Source organism: Alishewanella sp. HL-SH05, assembly GCF_052655985.1.
In genome coordinates this window covers 1716985-1730029 of the sequence record NZ_CP199753.1, presented here as the reverse complement: position 1 = coordinate 1730029, position 13045 = coordinate 1716985, and the positions used below count along the sequence as shown (strand labels likewise).

Genomic DNA, 13045 nt, shown 5'->3' with positions numbered 1-13045 from the left:
CAGTGTGGTGATTATTGCGATTAGCGGTGTTGATGCAGATCAAGGCTGCGCCGGCTTACGCCGGCGCAAAGGTGGTAGAAAAAACAAGATAGCGCGTTAACGCAGTAAATTAGAAAACGGTAATATCGACACTGTTTCACCAGCCGGCAGGCTAGCGCTGTCACGCGGTAACACTATATAACAATTAGCGTTAGCAATGGAGCTGAGCATGCCAGAGCTTTGTGCACCCAAGGTTTTTACTTTTAAGCCGGTTTCACCCTGCCAGTACCAGCCACGCTGAAAATCCATCCGGCCGGGTTGTTTTTTCAGTGGCACCTCGCATTCAGCGGTTAACAGCTTAACATTAGCCGTAACAGTTTCACCGCTAAGTTTACGCAGCACCGGCTGCACCAATTGCTCCAGCGTAACTACCGCCGCTACCGGGTTACCAGGCAGGCCAAAAAACCAGCAGTTATCAAGCTTGCCAAAGGCAAAGGGTTTACCTGGTTTGATTGCCACTTGCCAAAAATTAATCTGGCCCAGCTTGTGCAGAATTTGCCGGGTGTAGTCGGCATCACCCACTGAGACTCCGGCGCTGGTGATCAGCACATCAGCCTGCGTCATTGCCTCCTTAAACGCCTGCTCTATGTTGTCAGGATCATCCGGCAATAAGCCGAGGTCAATCACCTGCACGCCAAGGCGTTGCAGCATAGCGGCAATCACATAACGGTTGCTATCGTAAATGTGCCCATCCGCTAACGGCTGCCCTGGCGGCACCAGCTCGTCACCACTAGAGAAAATAGCTACCTTTAACTGACGCACTACTTTAACGTCGGCAATACCAATAGATGCCAGTAAACCAATATCGGCCGGGCGCAGCTTATGCCCAGCGGCAAACACTTCAGCTCCCCGGCTAATATCTTCTCCAGCGCGACGCACATGCTCTCCGACAACAGGCTCTAGCTGACATAAAATTTGCTGTTGGCTACCATCATTCGTTTGAACAAGCTTTACCTGCTCCTGCATCACTACAGTATCCAGGCTAGGGGGCAACACAGCACCGGTGGTAATGCGCACGCAGCTATCGGCAGGCACCCTGTCGGCAAAGGCATGACCTGCCAGTGCCACACCAGCTATATTCAGCGGTTTGCCCGGAGCAACTTCAGCTGAGCGCAAGGCATAGCCATCCATCGCCGCGTTGTCGTACCCCGGCACATTGATACTAGATACCACAGACCGCGCCAGTACCCGGTCCAACGCAGCAGATACCGGTACGCTGATGGTTTGTTCCAGAGACTCAACTTCGCTAAGCATTTGCAATATCGCTTGCTCAGCACTAAGCATGGGTTTCGGCATACGGGCGTCTTGCATCAGGCTGTGCTCCTTTATACCTTGTTACCTTGCTGGTTTACCATCCATACCGCAGCTTCAACCCGCGAGCGCAGGCCAAGTTTCTTCAACAGATGTTTAACATGCACTTTCACCGTACCGTCAGAGATATTAAGCTCGCGTGCAATTAGCTTATTACTTAACCCTTTGGCAATAAAACCCAAAATTTCGTGTTCACGGTTAGTCAGGCTATTAAGCTCAGCGGGCGTTTTTACTGCGGGGCGGCGCAGTGCCGTGGCTAGCACCTGTGTAACGGCTTCGCTTAACACCATTTTACCGGTCAAAGCACGTTTAATATGCTCCAACAGCAGTTCAGGATCGCTGTCTTTTAACAAGTAGCCATCAGCACCATTACTAATGGCATTAACCACGTCTTCGTCAGCATCAGATACCGTTAACATCACAATTCGTGAAGTAACCCCCTCGTCTCGCAGGCGTTTTAACGTAGCGATACCATCCATACCTTGCATATTTAAATCCAGAATAATCATATCGGGATCCAGTTCAACAGCCAGCGGTATCGCATCCATACCGCTACTGGCCTCGGCAATAACTTCCAGCTCATCTTCCAGGGCCAATAGCTGCTTTAAACCTTTGCGTAATAACGGATGATCATCCACCAACATAATGCTGGATTTTTGCTCTGACATGTCGTGCTCCAAATCTGTCATATTTCTGTATGGGTATTAGCTTACAACAAGGTGGTGCTTACTTTGATATAAATCAGTAAAATAGCAGATCAGCCTGCTTGGCCCGATAACCCATCAAGGCCTATAAAAAATCAAATTTACATCATAAGCACCTGATTTAATTCAACATTAAAACCAAAGCACTCAACACTTACCACTTAATAGGTACCCACAACTATTCCTCGGCGGTCGTAAGGTAACTCCGAAGATACATTGTGACAACACAAGATGCCCTGCATAGTTTGCACAGCTTATATTGCTGATTCCAACAGGAGTGAACCATGTCAGATCTTAAACAATGGCAACCGGAAGACGACACCTTCTGGCAAAGCACCGGCAAAGCCATTGCCAACCGCAACTTATGGATCTCTATTCCAAGCTTGTTATGTGGCTTTGGTGTCTGGATGCTATGGAGTATTGTTACAGTACAAATGCTCAACGTCGGCTATCCGTTTAGCACCGCTGAATTATTTACCTTAACAGCTATAGCCGGCCTCACCGGTGCCACTTTGCGTATACCATCGAGCTTTTTTGTCCGGCTGTGCGGCGGTCGTTACACGTTGTTTCTCACGACTAGCTTGTTAATGATACCTGCTGTTGGCACAGGCTTGGCACTGCAAAGCATCGACACCCCACTATGGGTATTTCAGCTGATGGCACTGCTATCGGGCATTGGCGGCGGTAACTTTGCCTCGTCGATGTCGAATATCAGTTTCTTTTACCCTAAAAAGCAGCAAGGCCTGGCGCTGGGGTTAAATGCTGGGCTGGGTAATTTTGGTGTTACTACAGTACAAATACTGGTACCTATTTTTATGTCGTTTGGTGTCTTTACCGTACTCGGTGGCGGTGATCCGATGATCCTGGCTAAAGCCAGCGGTACAGTCACTGGCACTATTCCGGCAGGAACTGAAACCTGGATCCAAAATGCTGGTTTTGCCTGGTTAATTACGCTAGTGCCACTGGCCTTTTTACTCTGGTTCGGCACAAACAATATTCACACAGAAGAAGTCACACCTAAATTACCCTCTGCGTTAACTTCATTCAGTATCATACTTGCAATGCTGGGGATCGGTTTTATTACGTCTATCGCTGGTTTATGGCTGATATTGCCCGAGTCGGCCAACGGCTCTGGTTTTGGTATTCCCAAAGAGATAGTTCTAATTGCTATCTTGTTTGCCACGGTATTTTTATTAAAACTGCTTCCCGGCGCCATTCGCACCAGCTTAGATCGGCAATACAAAATATTTAATAACAAACACACCTGGGTCATGAGCGTACTGTACGTAATGACGTTCGGCTCTTTTATCGGCTTTGCCGCCGCCTTTCCATTGTCGATTAAAGTAATATTTGGCTACAGCCATATTATGGTTGACGGCGTAATGACTCACAGCACACCTAACCCGAATGGCCCAAGCGCATTAACTTACGCTTGGATAGCACCTTTTGTAGGCGCACTTATCCGCCCCGTAGGTGGATGGATTGCCGATAAACTCGGTGGTGCCTTTGTTACCCAACTGTGCTCAGTGGTGATGATACTGTGCGCCTTGGGTGCGGCTTACTATATGCAGCTGGCCTATCAGAGTGCCACGCCAGAGCAATACTTTGTGCCGTTTTTCTTGATCTTCTTGGGTTTGTTTGCCGCCAGTGGTATCGGTAACGGCTCCACCTTCCGTACCATCGCCGTAGTATTCCCCAAAGAGCAAGCAGGCCCTGTACTGGGCTGGACATCTGCGGTGGCGGCATATGGCGCCTTCTACATTCCGCAGGTACTGGGTGAGCAAATAAAAGCTGCCACACCTGAGTACGCGATGGTGGGTTTTGCCATTTTCTATGGCTTGTGCCTGCTCGTGAACTGGTTTTTTTACCTGCGTAAAAACGGTGAGTTTTATAATCCGTAACTTTCGGGGGTGCAAATACCTGGGGCGCCGCTGTTCTGACAATGGCGCCCCGACAGCACCATCACGCCATTTGCTGTTGCAATAAATACTCTGGTGTAAAACTAAAATACACGCCGGTGCCGCCTTCTTTACGCGCTTTAATCTGTATTTGTCCGCCTAAATGCTTGCTACGCTCCTGCATTATGGCCAAGCCATAATGGTTTAGCTTTTCTGCCGCTTGTGGTATGCCGACGCCATTATCTTCTACCGCCAGGCTGATGCCATCGCTACTGTGCTGTAGGCTAATCTTCAGCTCGCTGCCCTGGCTGTGGTGCACCGCATTCTGGCTGGCTTCACGGATAATTTGCAGCAGGTGAATTTCTTCATGCGGCGCCAATGGCACATTACTCAACTGATAATCCAGCCGGATCTGTAAGTCAGACTGTTCGGTTAACTGTTTCACCGTAGTTTGCAGCGCACTTAACAAGCCAGAACCGTCGACTTTTAAGCGGAAAGTGGTTAAGAGTTCGCGCAGCTGGCGATAGGCCGAATCCAGACCCTGCTTTAGTTCAGCCGACACATCAGCAATAGTGGCTTTATCATCTTTTTGCGTGGCTTTATTTAGCCTGGTTACCTGAATCTTTAAATAAGACAATGCCTGCGCTAAGGAGTCATGCAGTTCACGGGCGATTACAGTACGTTCCTGCATCAATGCCAGCCGGCGCACCTGCTCTTCTTCTGATTTTAAACTCAATGCCAGAGCTAACTGATCGGCCACCGAGGCTAGTAATTGCTGCTGCCACATAACTAACTTCTGCTCTTTGGCTACCCTTACCACCAATACACCAAACTTTTTACGTTCCCGTTGCAAGGCATAAGTGTATTGCTGATTGTTGCAGCTGCTGCTTTCAGCCTGACTTAAACAATCACCGCAGTTTTGCTCAATGCAAGGATCTACAATATCAACTCCCGGCACTAGCTGCATATAAGGTTTGTCACCATCCTCAGTAAATAAACAAAGCTCTAAATCATCAATCTTAACCACAAGTTTAAGTTCATCAATAATCTTTTTAAAATCAATAAACTCAGGTACATGTTCACTAATACTCCGGGCGGTGTTATATAAAAAACGCAGCGTTATATTGTTATGTTTTAATGTCTCGGTTTGCTTATCTACCCGCTGTTCTAAGTTGCCATACATATAGGCAATAGAGTCATTCATCTTGTTAAAACTGTGCGCCAGGGTGCCCAGTTCGTCATTATTTTCAATACTTAAACGGTGGGTAAAATCCCCCATTGCCACCCGTTTTGCGCCTTGTGTCAGCACTTGCAGCGGCTCTTCCACCATCACTTTTAACCAGTAAATCACAATGGCTGATAACAACACCGTGGCCAGCAGAGCAATAAGCTGCAGAGTACGAAAACCACGTACTTTTTGCTCAGCATCCTGCTGAATAAGATACACCAGCTGCTCCAGCAACTGAATTTGTACCTGCAACACAGTTTCCAACTCGGCCATGTCAACTAATGGCTGCGATAACGCCACATCGACCCCCTGCCATTGCAACCGCGCCCGCTCTAACTGGTTGGCTATGTCATTGTTACTGATAAACCTGGCAAACACCGGATGCTGCCAAGTTTGCGCCAGTTGCTCACGAGCTATGCGCAGCTGATTTTCGTCGTGCTGTAATGTCAGCCAGGCCATGCGGTAAGTTTGCATCCGTAGCGAGCCTGCTACATTGACGGCATGTGCATCGTTATCAGTTTTGTCCGACAGCCAGTACGAAGCCAGCATAGTTCCAACAGCCAGCGTAACAATACAAGCCAGCGCAATATTAATACGGGTAACAATAGAAAACTGTCGCATAACCACTCCACTAATTTACTGCTTAAGCATACCTGCTTATATGGCATTGCGCCGCTTTGTTATTAAAAACCACCGACACAATTTAGCTACCCCTTTTTTCTCGCCAGGGTAGCTGCATTTACCTACTTCACACCATAAGGGGTAAACACCTGAGTATTGTCGGCGATTACAGCCCCACCCACACTACCACCTTGTAGGTATTTTTGTTTTTTATCAGCTATTTAGCGCTCTGGTTAGCATGATCTAAATCAAGCATCATCGCGCTGTTGTTTCTATAGTGTGCATACCAGAAAAGCAATATGTCTGTTCATGCAGGACAAGACCAGGAGTAAACCATGAGTCACCTACTCGACAAACTGCGGTTTTTTAAAACCCGCAAAGCCCCGTTCGCCGACGGCCACGGTGTTACCACTAATGAAGATAGAACATGGGAACAGGGTTACCGCCAGCGCTGGCAACACGATAAAATTGTGCGCTCTACCCATGGTGTAAACTGTACCGGCTCGTGCAGCTGGAAAATATATGTAAAAGACGGTCTGGTTACCTGGGAAACCCAGCAAACCGACTACCCACGCACCCGGCCGGATTTACCAAACCATGAGCCGCGCGGCTGCCCACGTGGCGCCAGCTATTCCTGGTATATTTATAGCGCCAACCGCTTAAAATATCCTAAAGTACGTCAGCAACTGATGAAATTGTGGCGCGAAGCCAAGGCTGCGCATAAAGATCCGGTAAAAGCCTGGGAATCTATTGTCAGCGACCCGGAAAAAGCCAAAAGCTATAAAGAGCGCCGTGGCTTGGGCGGTTTTGTCCGCGCCAGCTGGGATGAGGTGAACGAGCTGATTGCCGCCTCTAACGTGTACACCACCAAAACTTACGGCCCGGACCGGGTTACCGGCTTCTCGCCTATTCCGGCGATGTCGATGGTGTCTTATGCCGCTGGCGCACGTTATCTATCGTTAATTGGTGGTAACTGTTTAAGCTTCTACGACTGGTACTGCGACTTACCGCCTGCGTCACCGCAGGTATGGGGCGAGCAAACCGACGTGCCGGAATCGGCCGACTGGTATAACTCGAATTACATTATTGTTTGGGGCTCTAACGTGCCACAAACCCGTACGCCCGATGCACACTTCTTAACAGAAGTGCGTTATAAAGGCACCAAAACCTGCGTTATCACTTCAGATTACTCAGAAGCATCCAAATTTGGTGATACCTGGTTAGCGCCACGTCAGGGTACTGATGCTGCGCTCGCGATGGCGTTTGGCCATGTGATTTTAAAAGAATTCCATGTTGATAACCCAAGCGCCTATTTTACCGATTATGTAAAACGCACCACCGATATGCCCATGTTGGTGATGCTGGAGCAAGGTGAAAAACACCTGAGCCAGGGCCGTTTCCTGCGCGCTGCCGATTTAGTCGATAACCTGGGTGAGGACAATAACCCGGACTGGAAAACCATAGCGCTGAACAGCGATGGCCGCTTAACCAGTCCTAACGGCGCAATTGGTTACCGCTGGGGCCAAGCAGGCAAATGGAACCTTGAGCAAAAAGACAAAGATGGCGAAATCGACTTACAATTATCGCTAAAAGATAACCGCGACGAGCTGGTCGAGGTAGCCTTCCCGTATTTTGGCGGTGCACCGCACGAATATAAATACTTCCAGCACACCGCACATGACGACGTGCAAATTCGTAAAGTTCCGGCCAAACGCGTCGAGCTTGCCGATGGTAGCACCGCTTTAGTTGCCACCGTATTTGATCTAATGCTGGCGCACTATGGTGTAGATAACGGCATTGGTGATGACAGCCGCGCCAAGTCTTACCTTGACAACGTACCCTACACGCCAGGCTGGCAGCAGCCTATTACCGGTGTGAACCCGGAAGATGTGATTCGCGTAGCGCGCGAGTTTGCCCGCAACGCCGATAAAACCCGCGGTCGCTCTATGGTGATTGTCGGTGCTGCACTAAACCACTGGTATCACATGGACATGAATTACCGTGGCCTGATCAATATGCTGATGATGTGCGGCTGTATCGGCCAAAGCGGCGGCGGCTGGGCACACTATGTTGGCCAGGAAAAACTGCGGCCACAAACCGGCTGGACCCCACTGGCCTTTGCGCTGGACTGGCAGCGGCCACCACGCCATATGAACGGTACCTCGTTCTTCTATAATCATTCCAGCCAGTGGCGTTATGAAAAGCTGGATATGACCGAAGTCGTATCGCCTTTGGCGAATAAAGAAAAGTGGGGCGGCAGTATTATAGACTTTAACAGCCGCGCCGAGCGCATGGGCTGGTTACCGTCAGCGCCGCAACTGGGAGTTAACCCGCTGGGCTTGGCCGCTAAAGCCAAAGCTGCCGGTGTTGAGTTAAAAGACTATGTGGTGCAGCAGCTAAAAGATCGCGACATTAAGTTTGCCTGCGAGCAGCCCGACAGCCCGCAAAACTTCCCGCGCAATATGTTTATCTGGCGCTCTAACCTGCTGGGTTCCAGCGGTAAAGGCCACGAATACATGCTGAAGCACTTTTTAGGCACCAAACATGGCTTGCTGGGCAAAGACTTAGGCGAGTTCGGTGGTAAAAAGCCGCAGGATATCGAGTGGACTGACAACGGCGCTGAGGGCAAGGTCGACTTATGGGTGACGCTGGATTTCCGTATGTCTACCACTTGCCTGTATTCCGACATCGTGCTGCCTACCGCCACCTGGTACGAAAAAGACGATATGAATACTTCGGATATGCATCCGTTTATTCACCCGTTAACGGCTGCCATTGATCCGGTATGGGAAGCACGCAGCGACTGGGAAATTTTCAAAGGGATTGCCAAATCATTCTCGAAAGCGTCCGTTGGCCATTTAGGCGTAGAAACTGACGTGGTCACCACGCCAATGCACCACGATACACCGGCAGAACTGGCACAGCCTTATGGTGTTAAAGCCTGGTGGAAAGGCGAATGTGATGCGATACCGGGCGTGACCATGCCGCATATTAATATTGTCGAGCGTGACTACCCTAATACCTATGCCCGCTTTACCTCAATTGGCCCACTGCTGGAGAAAATCGGCAACGGCGGCAAAGGCATCGGTTGGGACACTAAAGAGGAAGTCAGCTTCCTGAAAAAGCTTAACCGCGTGCATACCGACGAAGGCATTAACAAAGGCATGGCGAAGATTGACAGCGCCATCGACGCATGCGAGATGATTTTGTCCCTGGCGCCGGAGACCAATGGCCATGTCGCGGTTAAAGCCTGGGAAGCCTTAGGCAAAATTACCGGTCGCGACCATACCCATTTAGCGCTACCAAAGGCAGATGAGAAAATCCGCTTTAACGATATTGTCGCCCAGCCGCGCAAGATCATCAGTTCGCCCACCTGGTCAGGTCTTGAGGATGAGCATGTGTCGTACAACGCCGGTTACACCAACGTGCACGAGCTAATTCCATGGCGCACCATTACCGGCCGCCAGCAGTTTTATCAGGATCACGAATGGATGCGCGATTTTGGCGAGCAGCTGTGTAGCTACAAGCCGCCAATTAACTTAAAAACCGTGCAACCGGTGCTGAACAAAAAACCGAACGGCAACAAAGAAGTGGTGCTGAACTGGATCACGCCGCACCAGAAATGGGGTATTCACAGTACTTACTCGGACAACCTGTTAATGCTAACACTGTCGCGTGGTGGCCCTATTGTCTGGTTAAGTGAAACTGACGCCGCCGCTGCTGGCATTGAAGATAACGACTGGATTGAAATCTTTAACGTTAACGGCGCCATCGCCGCCCGTGCTGTGGTTTCACAACGGGTACCAGAAGGTATGAGCATGATGTATCACGCTCAGGAGCGCATTGTAAACGTGCCTGGCAGTGAGCAAACCGGCACCCGTGGTGGTATTCATAACTCGGTCACCCGCGCCGTAATGAAACCCACCCATATGATCGGTGGCTATGCCCAGCAATCCTATGGCTTTAACTACTACGGTACCGTTGGCTGTAACCGTGACGAGTTCGTCGTCGTGCGCAAAATGCACAACGTTGACTGGTTAGACACTAAATAAGGTTGGAGTAAGTAACATGAAAGTCAGAGCCCAAATTGGCATGGTGCTGAATTTAGACAAGTGCATAGGCTGCCACACTTGCTCCATCACTTGTAAAAATGTCTGGACCTCGCGTGAAGGCGTCGAGTACGCCTGGTTTAATAACGTTGAAACCAAGCCCGGTATTGGTTTTCCGAAAGAGTGGGAAAATCAGCAAAAATGGAATGGCGGCTGGGTGCGCAATAAAAGCGGCAAGCTGGAGCTAAAAATTGGTGGTAAACGCCGCATTCTAGCGAATATTTTCGCCAACCCGGACTTACCGGAAATTGACGACTACTATGAGCCGTTCGATTTTGACTACCAGCATTTACACACTGTTGGCGATACCCAGCACCAACCGGTAGCCCGCCCACGCTCACTGGTCAGTGGTCAGCGGATGGAAAAAATTGAATGGGGTCCGAACTGGGAAGAAATTCTCGGCACCGAGTTTGCCAAACGCAAAATCGATCAGAACTTTAACGACGTGGTGCAAAAGGACATTTACGGTCAGTTTGAAAAGACTTTTATGATGTACCTGCCGCGTTTATGTGAGCACTGCTTAAACCCGGCCTGCGTGGCAGCCTGCCCTTCCGGCGCGATTTATAAACGCGAGGAGGATGGCATAGTACTGATTGATCAGGACAAATGCCGCGGCTGGCGCATGTGTGTTTCGGCCTGCCCGTACAAAAAAATCTATTACAACTGGAAAACCGGCAAATCTGAAAAATGTACTTTCTGCTTCCCGCGCATTGAAGCCGGCCAGCCGACAGTATGTTCAGAAACCTGTGTTGGCCGCATCCGCTACTTGGGCGTGCTGCTGTATGACGCTGACAAAATTGAAGTCGCAGCCAATACCCCGAACGAGAAAGACTTGTATCAGGCGCAGCTGGATATCTTCCTTGATCCGAACGATCCGGTAGTGATAGCTGCTGCTCGTGCCGAAGGCATTGGCGATAACTGGATTAAAGCCGCCCAGCGCTCACCGGTATATATGATGGCGATGGAGTGGAAAGTGGCTCTGCCACTGCACCCGGAGTATCGCACGCTGCCGATGGTATGGTATGTACCACCACTGTCTCCTATTCAGGGCGCAGTGCAGGCGGGACATGTTGGCATGAACGGCGAAATCCCGGATCTGAAATCACTGCGTATCCCGCTACGTTATCTGGCCAATATGCTTACCGCCGGTGATGAAGCTCCTGTAGTGCGGGCGCTGGAGCGGATGATTGCCATGCGCGCTTTTAAACGGGCACAGCAGGTAGACGGTGTAGAAGATGCTGAGGTGTTAAAGCAAGTGGGCTTAACGCCAGTGCAGGTAGAAGAAATGTACCGCTATATGGCGCTGGCGAACTATGAAGACCGCTTTGTTATTCCAACCAGCCACCGTGCCTATGCCGAAAATGCCTACGATTTAAAATCCAGCTGTGGTTTTAGTTTTGGCAACGGCTGTGGCGATGGCAATAACGGCGTAAACCTGTTTGGCACTAAAGCCAAAGGCGTACGTCAGGTTATCCCGGTTGAGATTAAGGACTAAAGTCATGCAAATCTTACAATTGTTGTCCCTGCTGCTGGATTACCCGAAGCAGCCGTTAATTGATGCCAAAGCTGAATTGCTGGCGATAGTGGCAGATGCCGCTATCGCGGCAGAGCTTAAGCAAAAGTTGAATGCTTTTATTACAGCTCGCTGCAGTGGTGAGCTGATGGACTGGCAATCAGAATACGATGGCCTGTTCGAGCGCGGCCGCTCGTTATCATTGCTGATTTTTGAGCATATTCATGGCGAGTCGCGCGACCGCGGCCAGGCGATGGTTAACCTTATGGCGCAATACCGTGAGGCGGGACTGGATATTGGCGTAAAAGAGCTGCCGGATTACCTGCCGCTTTACCTGGAGTTTTTATCCACCCAGGGCGAGCAAAACGCCCAGATTGGTTTGGAAGAAGTTGCACCGGTACTGGCAGTACTATTGTGTCGCCTGCAGCAGCGCGACTCGGACTACGCCAGTATTTTCGCTACCCTGGTTTCCCTATCTGCTGCTGAAGTCGACTTAGCTGACATAAAGCAACAAATTGCCGGCGAGAAACGCGACGACACCCCAAAAGAGCTGGACAAGGTTTGGGAAGAGGAAATGGTCAGCTTTATCGGCAACGAGCAAGCCAATTCTGCCTGCGGCAGTGGCAATAAACCGACTGACGGTCAACGCCGCGATCAGTTTATTCCGCTAAGCACTGAGCTGCTCGGTAGCGAAGAAGCCGGGCAACAACTTTATAAAGCAGCCGCGGCTAAACGCGCTTAAAGGAGCATTGAAATGGCACACTTAAATCTGTTTGCCTTTGGCATTTACCCCTACATTGCCATCGCCATTATGGTGATTGGCAGTTGGATCCGCTACGACAGAGAGCAATACACCTGGAAAACCAGCTCCAGCCAGTTGCTGGAAAGCAAACAACTGCGTAAAGGCAGTATCGCTTTTCACATCGGCGTGCTGGGCATCTTTTTAGGCCATTTCTTTGGCTTATTAATGCCCAAAGAAATCTGGTACCTGTTTGGCATTACCACCCAAATGAAGCAGATGATCGCTATCGTCGCCGGTGGCATCTTTGGCTTGATCTGTTTTTACGGCTTAACTGTGCTGATTAAACGCCGCTTGTTTAACCCGCGCATTCGCGCCACCAGCAACCCTATGGACATTGCCATACTGTTTTTACTCTACGCACAGTTAATTCTGGGCTTGCTGAGTATCACGGTATCAATGGGTCATTTAGATGGCGCTGAGATGCTAAAACTGATGGCCTGGGCGCAAAACACCGTTACCTTTAACAGCGTGGCAGCCGCAGAAGCCATTAGCGGCGTGCACTGGATTTTTAAAATGCACGTGTTTTTGGGCATGACGTTGTTTGTGGTGTTTCCGTTTAGCCGCTTAGTACACATGCTAAGTGTGCCGGTGCAGTACATCAGCCGTCAGCACCAGATAGTACGCCAGCGTTTTGTGCGCTAGACGACTTGAATAACGCACGGTTTAAGGCCCTGACGGTTGCAACACTCGCTGTGCTCGCCACAGCAACTCGCTGCGCTCAGACACTCTGTGGCTGCGCTATCGAGGTTCCAACCTGGGCCAGAAAAGATCGATTGACCAGCCAGACTGCGAGCCGATATTGCTAAACAAAGCGTCTTTG

Annotated in this window: 8 protein-coding genes; 5 read left to right on the top strand and 3 right to left on the bottom strand. The window is 50.0% G+C overall.

Annotation, left to right across the window (positions count from 1 at the left end):
* Positions 1–96 precede the first annotated feature (96 nt).
* Positions 97–1350 (bottom strand): molybdopterin molybdotransferase MoeA, encoded by a 1254-nt coding sequence (gene moeA / locus ACUJFL_RS07890; protein ID WP_445428926.1) that lies wholly within the window; start codon positions 1348–1350, stop codon positions 97–99.
* A gap of 14 nt (positions 1351–1364) precedes the next feature.
* Positions 1365–2018, bottom strand: coding sequence for a two-component system response regulator NarL (narL, locus tag ACUJFL_RS07885; protein WP_445426645.1), 654 nt, complete (start codon positions 2016–2018; stop codon positions 1365–1367).
* Between the two features lie 320 nt (positions 2019–2338).
* On the opposite strand from narL, the gene ACUJFL_RS07880 reads away from it, so the two are divergent.
* On the top strand, positions 2339–3955 hold the full coding sequence (locus ACUJFL_RS07880) for an MFS transporter (RefSeq protein ID WP_445428925.1): 1617 nt from the start codon (positions 2339–2341) through the stop codon (positions 3953–3955).
* 61 nt (positions 3956–4016) lie between these two features.
* On the opposite strand, the gene ACUJFL_RS07875 is transcribed toward ACUJFL_RS07880, so the two are convergent.
* Positions 4017–5801: an ATP-binding protein gene (locus tag ACUJFL_RS07875; protein ID WP_445428924.1), complete on the bottom strand. Its 1785-nt coding sequence runs from the start codon at positions 5799–5801 to the stop codon at positions 4017–4019.
* A 335-nt stretch (positions 5802–6136) separates the two neighbouring features.
* Between ACUJFL_RS07875 and ACUJFL_RS07870 the strand changes: the two genes are divergently transcribed.
* Genes ACUJFL_RS07870 through narI form a run of 4 tightly spaced genes read left to right on the top strand, consistent with a single transcriptional unit; the run spans position 6137 to position 12867 of the window.
* The gene (locus ACUJFL_RS07870) at positions 6137–9853 is read left to right on the top strand and encodes a nitrate reductase subunit alpha (protein WP_445426642.1); all 3717 of its coding nucleotides are present in this window, start codon (positions 6137–6139) and stop codon (positions 9851–9853) included.
* Between the two features lie 16 nt (positions 9854–9869).
* Positions 9870–11405: a nitrate reductase subunit beta gene (gene narH / locus ACUJFL_RS07865; protein ID WP_445426641.1), complete on the top strand. Its 1536-nt coding sequence runs from the start codon at positions 9870–9872 to the stop codon at positions 11403–11405.
* 4 nt (positions 11406–11409) lie between these two features.
* Complete coding sequence (gene narJ, locus ACUJFL_RS07860; protein WP_445426640.1) at positions 11410–12165, top strand: nitrate reductase molybdenum cofactor assembly chaperone; 756 nt, start codon at positions 11410–11412, stop codon at positions 12163–12165.
* Between the two features lie 12 nt (positions 12166–12177).
* Positions 12178–12867 (top strand): respiratory nitrate reductase subunit gamma, encoded by a 690-nt coding sequence (gene narI, locus ACUJFL_RS07855; RefSeq protein ID WP_445426639.1) that lies wholly within the window; start codon positions 12178–12180, stop codon positions 12865–12867.
* Positions 12868–13045: the final 178 nt, after the last annotated feature.

Excerpts from the sequence above, each read along its gene's own strand:
- ACUJFL_RS07875 (WP_445428924.1), bottom strand. The coding sequence starts at position 5,801 with ATGCGACAGTTTTCTATTGTTACCCGTATTAATATTGCGCTGGCTTGT.
- moeA (WP_445428926.1), bottom strand. The coding sequence starts at position 1,350 with ATGCAAGACGCCCGTATGCCGAAACCCATGCTTAGTGCTGAGCAAGCG.
- narL (WP_445426645.1), bottom strand. The coding sequence starts at position 2,018 with ATGTCAGAGCAAAAATCCAGCATTATGTTGGTGGATGATCATCCGTTA.
- narJ (WP_445426640.1), top strand. The coding sequence starts at position 11,410 with ATGCAAATCTTACAATTGTTGTCCCTGCTGCTGGATTACCCGAAGCAG.
- ACUJFL_RS07870 (WP_445426642.1), top strand. The coding sequence starts at position 6,137 with ATGAGTCACCTACTCGACAAACTGCGGTTTTTTAAAACCCGCAAAGCC.
- narH (WP_445426641.1), top strand. The coding sequence starts at position 9,870 with ATGAAAGTCAGAGCCCAAATTGGCATGGTGCTGAATTTAGACAAGTGC.
- ACUJFL_RS07880 (WP_445428925.1), top strand. The coding sequence starts at position 2,339 with ATGTCAGATCTTAAACAATGGCAACCGGAAGACGACACCTTCTGGCAA.
- narI (WP_445426639.1), top strand. The coding sequence starts at position 12,178 with ATGGCACACTTAAATCTGTTTGCCTTTGGCATTTACCCCTACATTGCC.